Source organism: Marinobacter sp. DSM 26671, from assembly GCF_900112835.1.
GTDB classification, from domain to species: domain Bacteria; phylum Pseudomonadota; class Gammaproteobacteria; order Pseudomonadales; family Oleiphilaceae; genus Marinobacter; species Marinobacter flavimaris.
This window is the reverse complement of sequence record NZ_FONF01000004.1, coordinates 162,471-180,860: the sequence shown is the minus strand read 5'-3', so window position 1 is coordinate 180,860 and position 18,390 is coordinate 162,471. Positions and strand designations below refer to the sequence as shown.

The window sequence follows — 18,390 nt, the reverse complement described above, 5'->3', positions numbered from 1 at the left end:
GCAACCGTCGGCTGCCGATGTCGCCACCGTGTTCATATCCGGCTTTGGTCGAACATCGTCGATAAACACTTGCCCAAGCAGGGCGATACTTGCGAACCTAACGGTTTATCCAATAAAAACTTCCAAACATTCCCCGGAGCCTGTTCAATGATTGGCCAGATTCTGTCCACCATGTTGCCGGTATTTCTGATCGCCGGTTGCGGCGCACTCTATGGCCGCTACCGGACGCCCGACATCCAGGGACTGAACGTTCTCAACATGGAGCTGTTTGTGCCCATGCTGGTCTTCGCTGTTCTTGCTGACCAGCAGGCTCCGCTGCAGAACTACGCCCAGCTTGCACTGGCCGCCACGGTGGTTGTGCTCGGATCAGGAATTGTTCTGTATCCGCTGGCCAGGGTTCTGAAGCTGAACCTGAAGACCTTTCTGCCACCGATGATGTTTAACAATTCCGGCAATATGGGTCTTCCGCTGCTGGTACTGGCCTTTGGCGATGAGGCCCTGCCGGCGGCCATTGTGCTATTCATCGTGGAAATGCTGCTGCACTTTTCGGTGGGGCTGTACATGCTCGCCCCCCATACCTCCATCGTAAAACGCCTGAAGCTGCCCATCGTATTTGCCAGTATTGCCGGGCTCTCGGTCAATCTCGGGGGCGTGACCCTGCCAGAATGGCTGCTGGAAACCCTGAACATGCTCGGTGGTGTGAGCATACCGCTGATGCTCTTTGCCCTTGGCGTGCGCATGCTTGATATCGATTTCAGTGACTGGAAACTGGGTATGCTGGGCGCCATCGCCTGTCCCGCCAGCGGTCTGATCCTTGCATGGCCGATGATTGCGGTTCTGGATCTTCCCGGGATGCAGGTGGCGGCGCTGTGGGTATTTGCAGCCTTGCCTCCGGCCGTACTCAATTACATGGTGGCGGAACAGTATCGGCAGGAGCCACACAAGGTCGCCTCGCTGGTATTATTGAGCAATCTGGGCAGTCTTGTGGTTATGCCGGTTGTGCTCGGTCTGGTGTTTGCCGCCGGCTACGTCTGAGCATCTGCCCCACTAACCGCTCTGTTAGCCGAGGAAGGACCCGATGTCTGAAACCGTTGCGGTGGTGCGCGCCTCCCGACCCAATTTCCTGGTACTCGCACCGCTGTGTGCCGGCCTTGGCGTGGCGGTAGCCTGGCACCAGGGCGAGCCTCCGGCCCTGCTCAATACCCTGCTCGTCCTGATTGGCGCCCTGCTGGCCCATGCCGCCGTCAATCTGCTCAATGAGTACGAAGACTTTGCCTCCGGGCTGGATCTGATTACCCGTCGCACGCCATTCTCCGGCGGCAGTGGTGCCTTGCCGGAGGTTCCCACCGCCGCCCGGCAAGTCCTGCTGGCCGCCTTTGGCACACTGGGACTGGTTGTCGCAATCGGGTTGTATTTTCTCTGGCTCCGGGGCCTGCCAATGCTGGTGCTCGGCGCGGCCGGCGTGGTGCTGGTGCTCACGTATACCCGCTGGATTACCCGTTCGCCGCTGATTTGCCTGCTGGCTCCGGGGCTGGGGTTCGGACCGGTGATGATTCTGGGCAGTCTGATTGCCCTGGGTGCCCGGCTGGATGCCACGGCGCTCGCAGTTTCCGCCATCGGGCTTCTGATGGTTAGCGAGCTATTACTGATCAATCAGATACCGGATGCCGAGGCAGACCGGAAAGTCGGCCGCCGACATCTGGTCATTACCCTGGGCCAGCCGGCCGCAGCCCGACTGGTGGGGCTTTTGCTGCTAAGCAGCTTTGGGATTCTGGGCGCGGCGATCTGGATTGGCTGGTTGCCGGCCTGGACGGCACTTGCGGCCGCCCCGCTGCCGGCAGCGATCTGGATAAGTGCCAGGCTGCCCGGCGCGCTCAACCGTCCCGGACAGCTCAACTCTCTCCTCGGCACCAACGTCGCGGTGCTGCTGGCGACCCTGGCGCTATTAATCTGCGGCCTCAGCCTTTGAACCGGAACACACTGACCCGCGAACGCAGCTGACCGGCAAGCACGGCCAGATCCCGGCTGGCCCCGGCCATGGGTGCCCGCGCGGGCTGCCTCGATCGCGGCATTCAGCGCCAGGGCCCTGCGCTCGATCTCTTTGATCGCTGCCAGCAGTTCCTTTTCCCGACTGTTCGCGCCCTCTTCCCGGAACATCCTATCCATCGGGCCGGCGGAATCCCGGTAAAATGCCTTCAACTGCTCAATATCCGCGAGGTGGCGTTGCAGATCCCGGTCGTTCTCGACCAGTACCGCATCGCGGATGGCTATGGCCCGGTCATGAACACTGCCCCGGAAGTTAATCGCGTAGCGCTGCTTCACGGCGGCGCCATCACCCACGTCGGTCAGTGTCCTGTCGATAAAACCGACCCGCTGGTTACCAATAAGACTGATGGCAATCATCAGGGAGAGAATCAGACCAAAGCCAAGGGCTGCGTTTCGCAACGGTGAGCTGGCCAAACATGAGTACACTCCGGACACTTTTTATTGAATGAGGCTATGTGTTCTCTATAAGTGGCAGTCTGGATCAATCAAAAGAGGGAAACTTCCGGTTTTTTGACAATGCTTTTCATTACTGCAATCAATCTTTACATCCGACTCCTGCTCCCCTTGCAACTGCTCAGGCTTTGGCCGATGGTAAAGGGCAGTTTCTCGCTGATTGCATTCACGATACGGAGGTCTTCACATGAGTGTTCTACTTCTGCTGATCAGTGCCCTGGTGCTGATCTACCTGGGTATTGGCGGCACCACGGCGGCTGCCATCATGTCCATTGCGACCGTTGTGGGTCTGTTCCAGGATGAATGGCACCTGATCAGTATTCTTTTTGGCGGTGTTCTGCTGGCACTGGCGTTAATCCTTGTTATCCCCGGTGACTTGCGCCTGGACAAGCTCAGCCGCCCCCTGCTTGGCTGGGTGCGCAGCCGATTGCCCAAACTCTCGGATACCGAAGCCGAAGCCCTGAAATCCGGCTCGGTGGACTGGGACGGCGAACTCTTCTCCGGCAAGCCCAAATGGAACAAGTTGCTGGACGCCAAGCCGGCGCACCTCACCAGCGAGGAGCAAGCCTTCCTGGACGGCCCGGTGGAAAAGCTGTGCGCCATGCTCGACGACTGGAAAATCACCCACGAGCAGTATGACCTGCCGGACAAGGTCTGGAAGTTCATCCGTGAGAACGGATTTTTCGGGCTGGTGATTCCCAAAGAGGACGGCGGCCTGGGCTTCTCCAACACCGCCCATTCCGAAATCGTGATGAAGATTTCCACCCGCAGCGTGTCGGCCGCCGTGACCGTGATGGTGCCCAACTCCCTCGGCCCCGGCGAGCTGCTGATGCACTACGGCACCGATGAGCAGAAACAGCACTATCTGCCCAGACTGGCCGGCGGCGACGAGATTCCCTGTTTTGCCCTCACCTCCCCCGTTGCCGGCTCAGACGCTGGCGCCATTCCGGATAAAGGTATCGTCTGCAAAGGCCAGTGGAACGGCAAGGAAGTGCTGGGTCTGAAAGTCACCTGGAACAAGCGCTACATCACCCTTGCCCCGGTGGCGACACTGATCGGCCTGGCCATCAAGGTCTATGATCCGGACAAGCTGCTGGGTGAGTCTGACGAAATCGGCGTAACCTGCGTGCTGGTACCGCAGGACACCGAGGGCGTCAATTCCGGTGCCCGTCACCTGCCCATGAACACCGTCTTTATGAATGGCCCGACCTGGGGCAACGATGTCTTTATCCCCATGGAACAGGTGATTGGTGGCCAGGATATGCTCGGTAAGGGTTGGACCATGCTGCTGGAATGCCTGTCCATCGGTCGATCCATCTCCTTGCCAGCCCTGGGCACCGGCGCCGGCAAGGTCGCCAGCCTGGCCACCGGCTCCTACGCCTACACCCGGGAACAGTTCGGCCGATCCATCAGCCAGTTTGAAGGGGTCCAGGAAGCCCTGGAGCCCATCGCCGGCTACACCTACATGATGGACGCTGCCCGGCTGCTGACCTCCGGCATGCTGGACCGGGGGGTGCGGCCCTCGGTGCCGTCCGCCGTGCTGAAATACCGCAACACCGATCTGATGCGGGAAGTCATCAACCACGCCATGGACGTGGTGGCCGGCCGCGGCGTCATCACCGGCCCTCGCAACTTCCTGGCCCGGGCCTACCAGGCGGTGCCCATCGGCATCACCGTCGAGGGCGCCAACATCCTCACCCGCAGCCTGATGATCTTCGGCCAGGGATCTATCCGCTGCCATCCGTTCATTGTTGAGGAAATCGAAGCCGCGGGCATGGAAGATGAAGACAAAGCCGCGAAAAAATTCGACGGCATTTTCTACCGCCATCTGGCCCACACCACCCGCAATGCCCTGCGAGCATTACTGCTGGGGCTGACCCGTGGCTGGATCGAATCCGTGCCACGCCAGGGCGATATCAAACCCTGTTACCGACAGCTGGCGCGGTTCTCGGCGGCTTTCGCCCTGATGACCGATGTCACCCTGCTCACGGTCGGTGGCGGCCTGAAAGCCCGCCAAAGACTCTCCGGCCGCATGGCCGACTGCCTGGTTCAGCTTTACTACGCCACGGCCGTGATCAAGCAATGGCATGAAGAGGGTTACCCGGATGACCAGCGGCCGGTGGTGGAATGGTGTCTGAAGACCTGCCTGCGAGATCTGCAGGGCTCCATGCGCGAGGCGATCATCAACTTCCCGGTACCGGCCCTTCGCTGGCCCTTGCGCCTGCTGGTGTTCCCGCTGGGAGCCACCGGCCTAAACGGTCCCGATGACAAGCTGGGCGCGAAGGTCGCCGACTCCATCGTCAAGGACACCCCCGTGCGCCAGCGCATCAGCCGCGGTGCCTACACCACCATGGATCCCGAGGATCCGCTGGGACGGGTACTCAATGCCTACAAGCTGGCCAACGAAACGGCAGAGATGCGCAGCCGGCTGCATGAGGCCATTCGCAACCGCAATGAGGACGAAGTGGACGGCATTGCATTGCTGATGGGCCATGAGCGCAAGGAACTGGTGGACTGGGCCTGTGACCAGGGCATCGTGAAAAAAGAGGAGTGCGACAAGCTGCTGGAAGCTCTGGAAGCGCTCTACGATGTGATTCGCGTGGATGCCTTCGATGCCGATGGCCTGAAAGCGCTGTCACGGTGCGCCAAGGGCAAGCGCAAGGTGGTCGAACGTCCGCCAAGAGAAGAAAAATAGGGCGCAGATCAACCTATGACCGACCCTGGCGATTTGCGCCCCAACGAGGAGGCCGTCGAACTCGAACCGGCTTCTGACGCCACGTTGCGTTTCATCGGTACCATCCGGACCCCCTGGCGCGATCGCAAGGATTGCCCGCGCCAGGGCGACCTGGACGGCCCGGAATGCCAACTGGTTCTGGATCCTGTGTGGCACGAAGCGCTGGCGGGGCTCGAAGACTACGACACCATCGAGGTGCTCTACTGGCTGGACCAGAGCCGACGCGATCTGGTCCGGCAAAGCCCCAGAAGCGACGGCCAGACCTTCGGCACCTTCGCCCTGCGCTCCCCGGTTCGGCCCAATCCGATTGGCACGTCCATGGTCAAACTCGTTCGCATCGAAAAGGGAACCCTGATCGTGCGCGGCCTGGACTGTCTGGATGGCACGCCACTGTTGGACATCAAACCAGACCGCTGCGCCTTCAGCCCGAAGGCGCCGCCGAAGGCCGGCGACTGTCAGTTTTCCTGACAATAACTTCTGCGGCTTGGCGAGTACAGGCCCGAACATTGTCGACAGTGTCGGTCGCAGCCCGGGACGTACTGACCACCGCCAAACTGCGTTATCAGTATTTGCAAAACCCCTTTCCGGGAAGCGCTCGCCCTCCGGTCTTTTCTTGACAGACTCCACACACCCCGACTATTACTGAATGTCAGTTCAGTTGGCAGTATCTGCAACCTTTCAGAAAAAAAGTTTAAATAACAAATAATAATGAACCAACGGCGAGCCAATCGCCGACTTGAACCGAAAGGGGTGTATTTCCGTGAACGACCAAGCTGCGGGCCAGCATGCAACGCCCTCCCCGATAATCCTTGAAACCCGGAATCTAAAGAAGGATTTTAAGGGCTTCACAGCAATCAACAACGTCAACGTAAAAGTGGAGACGGGCAGCATACATGCCTTGATCGGTCCCAACGGTGCCGGCAAAACCACCTTTTTCAACCTGCTGACCCAATTTCTCAAGCCCAGTGCCGGCCAGATTATCTACGACGGTAACGATATAACCCACTCCAGACCCGCCGGTATCGCCCAGCAAGGCCTGATTCGCTCATTCCAGATCTCGGCGGTTTTTCCGCACCTCTCTGCCCGCGAAAACGTGAGAATTGCTCTGCAACGGACCCTGAGCGTGTCCTACCAGTTCTGGCGTTCCAAACGGGTACTCGATCAACTGAACGAAGAAGCTCAGTCGACTCTCGAACTGGTGGAGCTTGGCCGCTCGGCTGACACCAAAGCCGTGGAACTGCCCTACGGCCAGAAGCGGGCCCTGGAAATCGCCACCACGATAGCCCTGAAACCCCGGCTCATGCTGTTGGACGAACCCACTCAAGGCATGAGTGCAGAGGATGTGGGTACGGTCACCGATCTGATCAGGCGAGTGGTCAAAGGTCGGACCATCGTGATGGTGGAGCACAACCTGAATGTAGTAGCCACTCTGGCAGACACCATCACCGTACTGAACCGGGGAGAGGTTCTGGCAGAGGGCGATTACGATACCGTTTCTACCAACCCCGCCGTAATGGAAGCCTACATGGGAACCACCGATGCCGCCTGATCAAAGCCAGGACCTGCTCCGAATCGAGAACTTGCACGCCTGGTACGGCGAGTCCCACATTCTTCACGGAATGAACCTCAACCTACGGGAGGGCGAGGTGATTACACTGCTGGGCCGCAATGGATCCGGGCGCACCACCACCCTGAAGGCTATTCTCGGCCTGGTGGGCCGTCGCACCGGCTCGATCAAGATTCACGGCACCGAAATCATCAATATGCCCACACATCGGATTGCCCACATTGGCAAGCTGGGATATTGCCCGGAAGAACGGGGAATTTTTGCTTCTCTCAACGTCGATGAAAACCTCGAGTTGCCACCGGTCATCGCGAAAGGCGGTCTGTCGGTGGACGAAATCTACACCATGTTTCCAAACCTGAAAGAGCGACGAAAAAGCCAGGGCTCCAAACTCTCGGGTGGTGAACAGCAGATGCTGGCGATTGCCCGAATCCTGCGCACCGGAGCCAATCTTCTGTTACTGGACGAAATTACAGAGGGGCTTGCCCCGGTGATCCTGAGAGCCCTGGATGATGTTATTCGCAAACTGAGGGAGCGGGGCTTCACGATCATTCTGGTGGAACAGAATTTCCGGTTTGCCGCGCCTCTGGCCGATCGACACTACGTCATCGAGCATGGTCAGGTGGTTGAGCAGATCGATGCGGCCGATCTAGAGGCCAAAAAAGAGCAGTTGAACAGACACCTGAGTGTCTGAGCCTGTGGGCCTGGACCGGTTTCACCGGTCTGACCCGGAATCTAATAACAAAAGGATACCCACTATGTTCAAGCACTGGAAACAAGGACTGGTCGGCGCTGTGGCTGCAGCGACACTCACATTGCCGCTGGCCGCAGCTGGAGCTCTGTCTGACGACAAGATCAAGATCGGTGTACTCAGTGACATGTCGGGGGTTTATAAGTCCCTGGAGGGCCCCGGTGCCGTGATAGCCGCCCAAATGGCCATCGAAGACTTCGGTGGCTCGGTGATGGGCAAACCCATTGAGATCATCTCTGCTGATCACCAGAACAAACCGGATATTGGCGCCAGCACAGCACGTGAATGGATCGACGCCAAAGAAGTGGACATGATCACGGCCCTGGATAACTCTTCGGTCGCACTCTCGGTGCAGGGCCTTGCCAAGGACAAGAAAATTATCACCATGAACACCGGGGCAGGCACCACCGCGCTGACCGAAGAGCAGTGCTCACCCTATGGCATTCACTACGTCTATGACACCCATGCATTGCCGGTAGGCACAGCCACTGCCATGGTCAAAAATGGTGGCAAGCGCTGGTTCTTTATTACCGCAGACTACGCCTTCGGTCATTCCCTGCGAGACAACACAGGCGCCGTTGTAGAAAGCCTGGGTGGCGAGGTGGTTGGCAATGTGAACGCACCGCTTTCCACCAACGACTTTTCCTCCTACCTTCTGCAGGCACAATCGTCCGGTGCCGATGTTATCGGTCTCGCCAACGCCGGTCAGGATACTGTTAACGCCATCAAACAGGCTAACCAGTTCAGGATTGTTCAGAGTGGCCAGAAACTGGCCGGCATGCTGGTGTTTATCACGGATGTCCACAGCATGGGTCTGGACATTGCGCAGGGTCTTCAATTTACCACCGCCTTCGTCTGGAACCAGAATGACGAAACCAGAGCGTGGTCTGAACGGTTCCATGAGCGTCATGGCGCCATGCCAACGATGGTTCATGCGGGCGTCTATTCAGCGGTGACCCACTACCTGGAAGCCGTCAAGGAGACCGGAACGGACGATTCCGACACGGTCCGCGCCAAGCTGGGTGAAATGACCCTCAACGACATGTTTGTGAAAGGTGGCAAAATCGCCCCCAACGGCTCAATGCTGCACGACATGTACCTGGTCGAAGTGAAAAAGCCGTCGGAATCGAACAGTGAGTGGGACTTGCTGAACGTGATCTCAAAAATCCCCGCCGACCAGGCCTACATCTCGATGGCGGACACAAAATGTTCGCTGGTGAACTAACACACCGTTTGACTACCAATTGAAGGGGAGATAGCCAACGTGTCGATGCAGGTCATTCTGGCCCAGGCGCTGCTTGGGCTTAATGTCGGTGTGTTCTACGCCATGTTGAGCCTCGGGCTCGCGGTGATATTCGGACTGCTGAATATCATCAACTTTGCCCACGGCGCCATGTATATGCTCGGTGCCTTCATCGCATTGATTGGCTATTCCTTTCTGGAGCAATGGTTTGGTATCAGCGTCCAGATTGGCTTCTGGGCGTCACTGATTCTGGTGCCACTGCTCGTCGGCCTTCTGGGGGTTACCATTGAGCGCCTCCTGCTCCGGCGACTGTACGACCTGGATCATATCTACGGGCTGTTGCTGACCTTCGGCATCACGCTGATTCTGCAGGGCCTGTTTTCCAACTATTTCAATGTTTCCGGCACCCCCTACCCGGGCCAGCCGGAAAGCCTGAGCGGTGTGGTAGATCTCGGCTTTATGTACTTCCCTACTTACCGCTTGTTTGCCATCGTTTTTTCTCTGGTTGTGTGCTTTGCCACCTGGTTCTTCATTGAGCACACCAAGCTCGGCTCGCGGCTGCGAGCGGGCGTCGAAAACCCGGATCTGACCCAGGCGTTTGGCCTCAATGTTCCGCTGATGATTACCCTGACCTTTGCCTTCGGCGCCGGCCTTGCGGGCCTGGCCGGTGTTCTGGCGGCGCCGATTTACTCAGTGAGTCCGCTGATGGGGGCCGATCTGATCATCGTGGTGTTCGCAGTCGTGGTGATCGGCGGCATGGGCTCCATTATGGGGGCCATTCTCTCCGGCCTTGCCCTGGGCCTGGTTGAGGGACTGACCAAGGTGTTCTACCCGCCCGCCGCCAGTACCGTAATCTTCTTCCTGATGGTGCTGGTACTGCTATTCCGGCCCGCCGGCCTGTTTGGTAAGGAGAAGTAAGCGCCATGACCAACCGCATCCTCTTTATCATTATGCTGGTGGCAGGCCTGACCGCACCTCTGTATGCCTATCCGGTGTTCGTCATGGACCTGCTGTGCTTTGCACTGTTTGCCTGTGCCTTCAACCTGTTGCTCGGATACGCCGGCCTGTTATCGTTTGGTCATGCCGCCTTCTTTGGCGGCGCCGCCTACATTACGGGCTACGTAACCAAGGAATGGGGTTTCACCCCACTGCTTGGCGTACTCGCCGGAGCCGGATTTGCCCTGGTAATCGGCACGGTGTTTGGCTTTCTGGCCATACGCCGTCAGGGCATTTACTTCGCCATGGTGACCCTGGCACTGGCCCAGATCATATACTTCCTTGCCCTGCAAATGCCCTTCACAGGCGGTGAAAACGGCCTCCAGGGCATCCCCCGGGGGCACCTGTTCGGCCTGATTGACCTGAACAACTCCCTGGCCATGTACTACTTCGTATTTGCCATCTTCCTCATCGGATTTGGCATCATCTACCGCACCATCAATTCACCATTCGGCGAAGTTTTGCAGGCAATCCGGGAAAACGAATCGCGGGCACTGTCCCTTGGCTACGATGTCGATCACTTCAAACTGCTGGCGTTCGTAATCTCCGCCACCCTGGCCGGGCTGGCCGGCGCCACCAAGGCCATCATTTTCCAGTTTGCCGCCCTGACCAACGCTCACTGGCAAACCTCCGGGGAGGTTATCCTCATGACCCTGGTCGGCGGCCTGGGCACGGTTTTCGGCCCGGTGCTTGGCGCCATTACCGTAGGTGCCCTCAGCCACGAACTGTCAGCTTTCGGCTCCTGGGTCCAAGTCATTCTCGGCACCATTTTCGTGGTCTGCGTCATGGTCTTCCGTCGCGGCATCATCGGTGAGATCCAGCGCCTGGCAAGTCGTAAACAGGGTTAACGTCTATGCGCATTATTTCTGCACAAGAGGTGGCCGGCGCGCTGAAATGGCCGGCACTGATCGAGCGTCTTGCCAGCACCTTTCGTGAGGGCGTGGAAGCACCGCCAAGACATCACCATGCTATGCATCGCCCGGATGGTGAGGCCACCATGCTTCTTATGCCGGCCTGGGAAGAGACCGGTTACATCGGCATGAAAATGGTCAACGTGTTTCCGCAGAATTCTAACGCCGGCCTGCCTGCCATCTCGGGTCTGTACATCCTGTGCGAGGGTCAGCATGGCACCCCACTCGCCTGTATCGAAGGCGGCGCCCTGACCAGCCGGCGGACAGCCGCGGCGTCAGCCCTGGCGGCCCGAGAGCTGGCAAGGGACGACGCAGAATCTCTGCTGGTGGTAGGCACCGGAAAACTCGCACCGATGCTGATTGAGGCTCACGCGGCCGTTCGCCCCATCCGAAGGGTGAGGGTCTGGGGCCGACATCCAGACAAGGCAAAAGCCCTGGCCGACACATTCCGGGACCGGTTTGATTGCAAAGCGGTCACCGACCTGGAAACCGCAGTACCGGAAGCTGACATCATCAGCTGCGCAACGCTGTCGACGGAACCGCTGGTCCGGGGTGAATGGCTGCAGCCTGGCAGCCATCTCGATCTGGTCGGCGCATTCCGGCCCTCCATGCGGGAAACCAACAGTGAGTGCCTGGCCCGCAGTGAAGTCTTCGTGGACACCTACGCCGGGGCCCTGGGCGAGGCCGGCGACATTCTCCAGGCCATCGACGAAGGCGCGTTTCGCCAAACCGATCTGAGGGCTGAACTGGCAGAACTGCTGCGAGGCGCCAAGCCGGGGCGCACAAGCGATAGCGCGATCACCCTGTTCAAATCCGTGGGTGCCTCGCTGGAAGACCTGGCCGCCGCTATCGAAGTCTGGGAAGCTCTGGAAAGGGGCTAATCCGCTTCACCACGCAGCCCGCCCTCAATGGCCTGGCTCACCAGCCAGCGCCGCAACAACTGAATGCCCCGCTCCTTGCGCCGACTGGTTTTCCAGGCAAAGTAGAATTCATCCCCCGTCATCACCGGATGGCAGGGCAGCCGGACAAAGTCCTCCGAATCCTTACGGGTGCTCAGCATGTAATCATTGGTCAACGCGATACCCTGGTGGAACCGGGCTGCCTCCAGAGCCAGCAGCATGTGACTGAAATGCTGGATCCGGGCGCCCACGGGAATGTCCCGCTCTACCGACCTATACCACACCTCCCAGTCTCCCGCCGGTTTCTCGAAAATGCTGTGGGTCGACAACAACGGAAACTGCGCCACATCCTCTGGTGTCAGCGGAGCCTCTTCCCCATCCGTTCCCGCACGCCCCAGTTCCCGACGGACTCTTTGCCAATAATCCTGACTGCAGACTGGAAACAACCGCTCCACATACAGCAACTCATAGCTGTAAGCCGACGAACCCCTGCCAACCGTAATGAAACAGTCAGCCACCCGATCGGACAACACAGGATTGGCGCTGCTCATCTCAAGCGCCAGATCCAGCTGGGGATGCAGCCGCTGCAATTCCGGCAGCCGCGGCACCAGCCAGCGCACTGCAAACGAACTGAACACCGACAACCGCAGCCGGGCTTCCTCATGTCCCACTAACTGCTCACTTGCCCGCTCAATCTGCAACAACGCCGAACTGACCGCATCCAGATACTGGCGCCCCTGATCGGTCAGCGACAGCGTTCGCCCGCTGCGCCAGAACAGCCGCTCCCCCAGATAGGTTTCCAGCTGTTTGATCTGATGACTCACGGCGCTCTGGCTCACCGCCAACTCATCGGCAGCAAGTGAAAAGCTGTTGAGACGGGCAACGGCTTCGAATACGGGCAGGGCTTTCAGCGGTGGCAGTTTCATTATCTAATTTTCTAATGGGTGCTGAATAATGATCATTTTATCGGATATTAAAACCTAAATAGAATTCCTGAGCCAGTTAGGGGAGCCCGGGCAGCAAATGGCTTCCGAAAATGCTCGGAGCCAGGGAAGGCGGAGAGCAAGCGTACATGGATGTACTCGCAGCGGTTTTCGGAAGCCATTTGCTGACCGGGCTCATGCACCCAAAGTTGAAGGTTTGAGGAGAAAAAAATGTCAGGAAAAACCGTAAACAGCGCCATCCTGCTGCTGGTGATCGGCAACGCCATGGCATTGATCTCTGACGTGTTCATCAAACTCCTGGAGCCCGGCGCGCCCGTATTTCAGTTTGCGTTTCTGCGCTGCCTGATCACCCTGGGCCTTCTGCTGCCAATGGCCGGGCAACTGGACCGGAAAAACCTGTTCGCCGGACTGAAGATCCACACCTTCCGGGCCCACATCCACCTGGCCGGCCTCCTGTGCATGGTGATCGCCCTGGGCAACCTGCCGTTGGCAACCGCCAACGCCGTCTTCTATGCCGCGCCCATCCTGGTGATGGTGCTGTCGGTATTCCTGTTCCGGGAAAAGCTGACACCGCTGAGTGTCAGCGCCGTGTTCAGCGGCTTTGCCGGCATTGTGCTCATTCTACGGCCGGTGGAATTCAACTGGGCGGCCGTGGCAGCCCTTGGCTCGGCGTTTGCCCTGGCCATCAACGCCGTGCTGGTCCGGAAACTGCCGAAACAGCAGAGCACTGTCCACAAACTATTCCTGAACTACCTGCTGATTCTGCCAGCGGCTGGCGCCCTGGCCTGGTGGGAAGGCGCACAGTGGGATTCAGGCATCCTGATCGGCGCCATGGGCTCGGCCCTGTTCATTCTGGGCTACAACATCACCGTATTGCTGGCCTACCGCCAGGTAGACGCCAACCAGGTCACCAGCGCCGAGTACACCGGTCTGATCTGGGCCGTGGGGATTGGCTGGATCTGGTTCGGAGAGGTGCCCGACCTGTGGTTCCTGGCCGGCAGCCTGATGATCGTGGTGCCCCTGCTGCTCATTGGCCTGCAGCACCGGCGCAAGGAGCCTGCAAGAGGATTTAATCCAGCCCCGGAGCAACAGCAGCTCCGGAGCCAGGAAGCTTCATTCAGTGCCGGGACGATTCAATTAGCGCGTGAGTGTCGTGAATGATCCGACCAATCCGGGCCTCCGGCGGCAATCCGTCACCGTAGCCCAGTTTGAGGAGGTAATGGCCTGAATGGTTGCGATGCCAGTCACGCCGGCGGTCATGCCTGTCGCGATAGACATCGCGCTTGTGCTTCTTGCCCCAATGGCGCTTGTCACCATGGTAGCCGTGGCGATCGTAACGATTGTGGTGCTTGCGGTCCCACTTATGCTGTTTGTAGTGCCGGGGCTTGTGATGGTGCCGATCATAACGGTCGTCGCGGTAGTGGGCCTGCAGGAACTTTTTCTGTTGGCCAGGCGGCAGGGCATTGCCCCGCTCATGGTGCTTTTGCCAGCCGTGACCACGGCGGTCATCGTCGTTGGCCATCACCGGAGCCGATGCCATCAGGAATGCCGTTACCAGGCTTCCGATCAACAGTCGCTTCATGATGATTCTCCCGTTCTGCTCAGAGACAGATCTCGCATCCGGACCCAGTGCCGGATGCCTCTGAACCCAGATTATCGAAGCGGGAGCGAATGTCAGTGCCTTGGGGCCGGCTTTGCAGGATCTTTACGCAAGGCCCCGTCAGCTTGACGTTTGAATGGCCGGTAGTGTCGAATTTTCTGTCAGAAGGTGAAGAAAACGTTCAGCGCCTCAGGTGGTTCTGCAGTCCTCGAAAATATTGAGCGACGGCTTGATCGCCCCGGTCTTCACGTTCATCAGTCCCAGCATGGAGGAGAACAGGTTGTCGTGGCTCAACGGTTGCGATGCGATCCGGTTGACGCACTCGGCATCAATCCGGTTATCCATCCGGAAACCGTCTGACAACCACACAACCATGGGCACATGGGTCTGGGCCTCCGGCGCCAGCATGTAAGGAATACCGTGCAGGTAGATGCCACCCTCGCCCAGTGACTCGCCATGGTCAGAGACATACACGAGGGCAGTGTTGTAATCCGCCTGCATGGATTTCAGCATGCGCACGGTTTCCCCAAGCAAGCGATCGGTTACCAGAATACTGTCATCGTAGGCGTTGATGATGGCCTGTTGGTCACAGCTCTGCAGTTCATTGCTCTGACACTCGGGCAGGTACTTTTTCTGGTCCGGTTTGCTGCGCTTGTAGTACTCGGGACCGTGACTGCCAAGCTGATGCAACACCATGAAATGGTCGTTGTTTTCTGCAACATCGAGCTGCTGATGGGCACCCTTCAGCAGCACCAGATCATCACAGTACTCGCCCTGGCAAAGGTCGGTATCCTCCGGACGAACGGTCGGAATCCGGTCACACATGCCCTTGCAGCCGGAGTTATTATCCAGCCAGGTACTGACGATGCCGGCGCGGGTCATGACATCCAGGAAGTTATCACTGTTCTTGGCCACGGCTTCATCGTAATCCGATCTGCCCAGCCACGAGAACATACAGGGCACCGACAAGGCCGTTGCGGTCCCGCAGGAGGATACGCGGGGAAAATTGACCAGTGTTCCGCCCGATTGCCGGGCCAGTTTACTGAGCTCCGGGGTGGTATCGCGCTGATAGCCATTCAGACCAAAATGGTCTGCGCGCGCAGTTTCACCAAGAACGAAAACCACCAGATTGGGTTTGGCGCGATCGGAAACCGGGAGAGAAACCGTCGCATCCAGCCCCACCTGCTGGTATTCCTGGGGAAACTGCGCCGCAGCCACCTTGCTACCCAGCGATGCCAGGGCAGCAACACTGTTCACCGGCACCACAAGATCCTTGATGTCGCGGTGATTACGGAACGTTGAAGCCATCTCCTGATAGCTGGTCAACGCCAGTACCAGAATCAGAGCGATATCAACAATGATCGGGGCCAACCAGTGAGTGACCCTTTTCAGGCCCGCCGGCCAGCTCACGCGTGCCAGGAAGAGCAGCACAACCGGAATCACAAAGAAGAGCGCCATGTGCACAAGCAGTCCGAGGCTCAGCAGGCCGCGAGCCTCCTGCACATCGGTTTCGAACACGTTCTGCAGCATGTGCTTGTCGATCAGCACGCCATACGCGTTCATGAAATACCCACTGAGCGCTGCACTTAAAAACAGAAACACCAGTACCGGCTTCAGGATAAATCGTGCCGAAAACAGGCTGATCAGGAGATGGTTGACCAGCAGCAACAAAAACGCGAGTTTGAACATCAGCATCGGCTGATCAAAGCCGACGTATCGATCAAGGGCGGTGTAGAAAGGAACGTTATACAGAGCGGTAAGTGCAAAGGCGCTGATCAACACCAGCCAATGCGGTTTGATTGCAGGCCATTGAAACCGACCGGTTCCGCTATGCACAAACGGCTGCGCGTGAAGAGTGGGTTTTGAGGACAAGCCCATGGGATTTTCCGGGATAAGTGTGATTCAAGGTCTGGTGAGTGTGCTCCCCGAACCTTAAAGCAAACTTAAACGGACTTAGCTCAACTCATCACGCAGGTGGGATTCGATGGCAAAGGTGTGCGGGCAATCCGCACCCATTGCCCTCAGGGACTCTGCAAGGCGCAAGAGATAATCGGCATTCGGGCCACTGGGGCCTGAGGCAGAGGCGATCTGGCGGGCAATATCCGCGTCCGGCGCGTGGCCCAGGAAGGCTTCGTTGTCTTCGGTGGCAATGTAAACCAGGCCGTCGGCATGGCTGCCATCGTCGAAGGTGAGCGTGATGCTCAGGCGCAGATAGCCGTTCTTTTCACGGACATCCAGGTGCTCGAACACTTTGGGTGACACCCTGAACGCCATGCCCTTGCAGACAGCATTTGGCTTTTCTACCAGGGTAACCACGCGGCCGGGGGCCTCCGGCGTGCCCCGATGATCGTGGGAACCCTGCCAGAACCGCCTTTCCCACCCTCGAATCGACGCCGGGCGCTGCTCCAGAAAGGGGAAATCCACCTTGTAGATCAGCGAGCCGTAACCAAACAGCCACACCGACTCCACGCCGGAGAAATCGTATCGTTTGCGATTGTGCTCAATGGTATTGGCAGACATCAGACACCCTGCAGCGAAAACCTGTCCCGCGATACTCTAGGTGGAGGCAATGAAACCCGCAATGCCCGTCAACACGATTTCAGCCGCCATAGCAGAGAGGATCAGACCGCTGATCTTGGACATGATGTTCAGGCCGGTCTTGCCCAGCACCTTCTCCAGGTAGCCGGACAGGTGCAGCAGCACCGCGAGGATCAGCAGGCTGGATACCAATCCCAGGAGTCCGCCTGCCACTTCGGATACCCGGTTAAGCTCGGCGCCATACACCATGATTGCACCAATGGTGGCCGGGCCAATCATCACCGGAATAGCCAGTGGCACAACGGCAATGTCATCACGGTCCTCATCAGGCAGCCCGGTGGCGTGATTCCGGGTACCACTGGTCACCAGGCTGATGGCGGTCAGAAACAGCAGGCAACCGGCACCGATCCGGAACGAATTCAGGGTAATGCCGATGGCGCTGAACAACAGCGGGCCGGCAAAGAACAGAATCACGCCCATCAGAAAGGCCGAAACGCAGGCACGGCGGATGATCGATGTTTTCTCGGTTGCTGGAAGGCCCCTGGTCAGCGCCAGGAACATGGTCACTACGAAAAAAGGCGCCAGCAGGAACAGGAAGCGAATGGTGCTGCTGATGTAAGTCGAGAAAAACGTTTCAATCATTCCGTGTCGTCCGGGTGCCATCGAAAGCCCGCAAGCATAGCTTGCTACGCGGCACTCCGCCGTAAGGAAGTGAACGTATGGATAAGCTCAACCACAACCGGACGGGTGGATTCGGTTAAGTCGATAGTTCTTCCAGATAGGTTTCGCCGTCGCCGTACAGGGAGGCGAACTCCTCCTCGGGCACCACGGTCACGGCAATCTCCGGTTCATGTCCACCACCCCCCAGCAGGACGCCCCGCATCGGGGTGATATCGGAAAAGTCCCTGCCCCAGCCGAGGGTAATGTGTTCCAGGTCCGGCCTCAGGGCATTGGTAGGATCCAGCTCCAGCCAGCCGAAATCCGGCACGAACACAGCCACCCACGCATGGGTAGCATCGGCTCCAACAAGGCGCTCCTTGCCCTCGGGCGGATGGGTCAGGATATACCCGCTCATGTAACGTGCGGCCAGGCCCAACGAGCGAAGACAGGCAATCATGATGTGGGAGAAATCCTGGCAAACCCCTCGACGGGCCTTGAACGCCTGTTCGACCGGAGTGAAGGTTTCCGTCGCCGTTGCATCGAAACTGAAATCGCGATGAATCATCCGCATCAGGGCATCGGCCGCCTCTACCAGCGCGCGCCCCGGAAGGAACGCCTCCCGGGCATAGGCGGCGTACTGGGAATCAATGGGCACATTGGTGGAGACAAACCGGAACGCCGTGGCCTGAAGATGGTCCGCCGGGAACTTCCTGTCGGCACGGTACCGCAGGCTATCGCGGACGGTTTCCCAGGGAACTTTTGCCGCGGCTGCCGAGGGTTTCGGACGCTCACGAAGCTCCACCCAGAATTCGCTGATGATCCGTAAGTACTCATGTTCCGCGGTAAAATCAATCTTGGTAATCCGATTGCCGAAACTGTCCAGGAACGAGCTTCGCACCGGGGGTTCCGGTGCAATCGCCAGATGATGTTCCAGATTCCGCTGCCAGGGCAGGGCCCGTGGCGTAAGCCTCAGCAAATGGTGGGACTCCCCCACCACCTGATCGTACTGGTAGAGGGTCTCATGACGCACATGGTAACGGACAAATGTCAT

At 58.6% G+C, this 18,390-nt stretch carries 18 protein-coding genes; 12 read left to right on the top strand and 6 right to left on the bottom strand.

Annotated features, from left to right (window positions below; translation table 11 throughout):
- Nucleotides 1–147 precede the first annotated feature (147 nt).
- The 11 genes from BM035_RS06275 (at nt 148) to BM035_RS06225 (ending at nt 11,579) form a co-directional block, all read left to right on the top strand.
- Nucleotides 148–1,035, top strand: coding sequence for an AEC family transporter (locus BM035_RS06275; RefSeq protein ID WP_008172703.1), 888 nt, complete (start codon nt 148–150; stop codon nt 1,033–1,035).
- Nucleotides 1,036–1,078: 43 nt separating this feature from the next.
- Nucleotides 1,079–1,969 (top strand): prenyltransferase, encoded by an 891-nt coding sequence (locus BM035_RS06270; RefSeq protein ID WP_092030747.1) that lies wholly within the window; start codon nt 1,079–1,081, stop codon nt 1,967–1,969.
- 68 nt (nt 1,970–2,037) lie between these two features.
- The gene (locus BM035_RS23170) at nt 2,038–2,451 is read left to right on the top strand and encodes a hypothetical protein (RefSeq protein WP_175497348.1); all 414 of its coding nucleotides are present in this window, start codon (nt 2,038–2,040) and stop codon (nt 2,449–2,451) included.
- A 235-nt stretch (nt 2,452–2,686) separates the two neighbouring features.
- Nucleotides 2,687–5,194: an acyl-CoA dehydrogenase gene (locus tag BM035_RS06260; protein WP_092030745.1), complete on the top strand. Its 2,508-nt coding sequence runs from the start codon at nt 2,687–2,689 to the stop codon at nt 5,192–5,194.
- 15 nt (nt 5,195–5,209) lie between these two features.
- Complete coding sequence (gene tsaA, locus BM035_RS06255; protein ID WP_092030744.1) at nt 5,210–5,701, top strand: tRNA (N6-threonylcarbamoyladenosine(37)-N6)-methyltransferase TrmO; 492 nt, start codon at nt 5,210–5,212, stop codon at nt 5,699–5,701.
- 292 nt (nt 5,702–5,993) lie between these two features.
- Nucleotides 5,994–6,782 carry an ABC transporter ATP-binding protein gene (locus BM035_RS06250; RefSeq protein WP_254775394.1) on the top strand — a complete coding sequence of 263 codons (789 nt, stop codon included), beginning with the start codon at nt 5,994–5,996 and terminating at the stop codon, nt 6,780–6,782.
- Nucleotides 6,772–7,491, top strand: coding sequence for an ABC transporter ATP-binding protein (locus BM035_RS06245; RefSeq protein WP_092030742.1), 720 nt, complete (start codon nt 6,772–6,774; stop codon nt 7,489–7,491). Before BM035_RS06250 ends, BM035_RS06245 begins: the two co-directional genes overlap by 11 nt.
- 64 nt (nt 7,492–7,555) lie before the next feature.
- Nucleotides 7,556–8,773, top strand: a complete 1,218-nt coding sequence (locus tag BM035_RS06240) for an ABC transporter substrate-binding protein (protein ID WP_092030741.1) — start codon at nt 7,556–7,558, stop codon at nt 8,771–8,773.
- A 45-nt stretch (nt 8,774–8,818) separates the two neighbouring features.
- A complete protein-coding gene (locus tag BM035_RS06235) occupies nt 8,819–9,709 on the top strand; it encodes a branched-chain amino acid ABC transporter permease (protein ID WP_175497352.1) in 891 nt (296 codons plus the stop codon).
- Between the two features lie 5 nt (nt 9,710–9,714).
- Entirely contained in the window at nt 9,715–10,635 is a 921-nt protein-coding gene (locus tag BM035_RS06230; protein WP_092030738.1) for a branched-chain amino acid ABC transporter permease, read from the top strand.
- 5 nt (nt 10,636–10,640) lie between these two features.
- On the top strand, nt 10,641–11,579 hold the full coding sequence (locus tag BM035_RS06225; protein WP_092030736.1) for an ornithine cyclodeaminase family protein: 939 nt from the start codon (nt 10,641–10,643) through the stop codon (nt 11,577–11,579).
- On the opposite strand, the gene BM035_RS06220 is transcribed toward BM035_RS06225, so the two are convergent.
- A complete protein-coding gene (locus BM035_RS06220) occupies nt 11,576–12,523 on the bottom strand; it encodes a LysR family transcriptional regulator (protein WP_092030734.1) in 948 nt (315 codons plus the stop codon). The two genes, BM035_RS06225 and BM035_RS06220, sit on opposite strands and share 4 nt — an antisense overlap.
- A 228-nt stretch (nt 12,524–12,751) precedes the next feature.
- Here BM035_RS06220 and BM035_RS06215 point away from each other — a divergent pair, with 228 nt between their 5' ends.
- Nucleotides 12,752–13,702 carry a DMT family transporter gene (locus BM035_RS06215; protein WP_092030733.1) on the top strand — a complete coding sequence of 317 codons (951 nt, stop codon included), beginning with the start codon at nt 12,752–12,754 and terminating at the stop codon, nt 13,700–13,702.
- Here BM035_RS06215 and BM035_RS06210 read toward each other — a convergent pair.
- The 5 genes from BM035_RS06210 to BM035_RS06190 form a co-directional block, all read right to left on the bottom strand.
- Complete coding sequence (locus BM035_RS06210) at nt 13,659–14,123, bottom strand: hypothetical protein (RefSeq protein ID WP_008172690.1); 465 nt, start codon at nt 14,121–14,123, stop codon at nt 13,659–13,661. The genes BM035_RS06215 and BM035_RS06210 overlap by 44 nt on opposite strands.
- 207 nt (nt 14,124–14,330) lie before the next feature.
- Nucleotides 14,331–16,019: a phosphoethanolamine transferase gene (locus tag BM035_RS06205; protein WP_092030731.1), complete on the bottom strand. Its 1,689-nt coding sequence runs from the start codon at nt 16,017–16,019 to the stop codon at nt 14,331–14,333.
- A gap of 75 nt (nt 16,020–16,094) precedes the next feature.
- Nucleotides 16,095–16,661 carry a gamma-glutamylcyclotransferase gene (locus tag BM035_RS06200; RefSeq protein ID WP_092030729.1) on the bottom strand — a complete coding sequence of 189 codons (567 nt, stop codon included), beginning with the start codon at nt 16,659–16,661 and terminating at the stop codon, nt 16,095–16,097.
- A 36-nt stretch (nt 16,662–16,697) separates the two neighbouring features.
- Complete coding sequence (locus tag BM035_RS06195) at nt 16,698–17,321, bottom strand: MarC family protein (RefSeq protein ID WP_008172684.1); 624 nt, start codon at nt 17,319–17,321, stop codon at nt 16,698–16,700.
- Nucleotides 17,322–17,436: 115 nt separating this feature from the next.
- Nucleotides 17,437–18,390, bottom strand: coding sequence for a transglutaminase family protein (locus BM035_RS06190; RefSeq protein ID WP_053113307.1), 954 nt, complete (start codon nt 18,388–18,390; stop codon nt 17,437–17,439).

What these genes read in the sequence shown, in the direction of transcription:
- BM035_RS06275 (WP_008172703.1), top strand. Translation starts at nt 148, where the DNA reads ATGATTGGCCAGATTCTGTCCACCATGTTGCCGGTATTTCTGATCGCC.
- BM035_RS06270 (WP_092030747.1), top strand. Translation starts at nt 1,079, where the DNA reads ATGTCTGAAACCGTTGCGGTGGTGCGCGCCTCCCGACCCAATTTCCTG.
- BM035_RS23170 (WP_175497348.1), top strand. Translation starts at nt 2,038, where the DNA reads ATGGGTGCCCGCGCGGGCTGCCTCGATCGCGGCATTCAGCGCCAGGGC.
- BM035_RS06260 (WP_092030745.1), top strand. Translation starts at nt 2,687, where the DNA reads ATGAGTGTTCTACTTCTGCTGATCAGTGCCCTGGTGCTGATCTACCTG.
- tsaA (WP_092030744.1), top strand. Translation starts at nt 5,210, where the DNA reads ATGACCGACCCTGGCGATTTGCGCCCCAACGAGGAGGCCGTCGAACTC.
- BM035_RS06245 (WP_092030742.1), top strand. Translation starts at nt 6,772, where the DNA reads ATGCCGCCTGATCAAAGCCAGGACCTGCTCCGAATCGAGAACTTGCAC.
- BM035_RS06240 (WP_092030741.1), top strand. Translation starts at nt 7,556, where the DNA reads ATGTTCAAGCACTGGAAACAAGGACTGGTCGGCGCTGTGGCTGCAGCG.
- BM035_RS06235 (WP_175497352.1), top strand. Translation starts at nt 8,819, where the DNA reads ATGCAGGTCATTCTGGCCCAGGCGCTGCTTGGGCTTAATGTCGGTGTG.
- BM035_RS06230 (WP_092030738.1), top strand. Translation starts at nt 9,715, where the DNA reads ATGACCAACCGCATCCTCTTTATCATTATGCTGGTGGCAGGCCTGACC.
- BM035_RS06225 (WP_092030736.1), top strand. Translation starts at nt 10,641, where the DNA reads ATGCGCATTATTTCTGCACAAGAGGTGGCCGGCGCGCTGAAATGGCCG.
- BM035_RS06220 (WP_092030734.1), bottom strand. Translation starts at nt 12,523, where the DNA reads ATGAAACTGCCACCGCTGAAAGCCCTGCCCGTATTCGAAGCCGTTGCC.
- BM035_RS06215 (WP_092030733.1), top strand. Translation starts at nt 12,752, where the DNA reads ATGTCAGGAAAAACCGTAAACAGCGCCATCCTGCTGCTGGTGATCGGC.
- BM035_RS06210 (WP_008172690.1), bottom strand. Translation starts at nt 14,123, where the DNA reads ATGAAGCGACTGTTGATCGGAAGCCTGGTAACGGCATTCCTGATGGCA.
- BM035_RS06205 (WP_092030731.1), bottom strand. Translation starts at nt 16,019, where the DNA reads ATGGGCTTGTCCTCAAAACCCACTCTTCACGCGCAGCCGTTTGTGCAT.
- BM035_RS06200 (WP_092030729.1), bottom strand. Translation starts at nt 16,661, where the DNA reads ATGTCTGCCAATACCATTGAGCACAATCGCAAACGATACGATTTCTCC.
- BM035_RS06195 (WP_008172684.1), bottom strand. Translation starts at nt 17,321, where the DNA reads ATGATTGAAACGTTTTTCTCGACTTACATCAGCAGCACCATTCGCTTC.
- BM035_RS06190 (WP_053113307.1), bottom strand. Translation starts at nt 18,390, where the DNA reads ATGACATTTGTCCGTTACCATGTGCGTCATGAGACCCTCTACCAGTAC.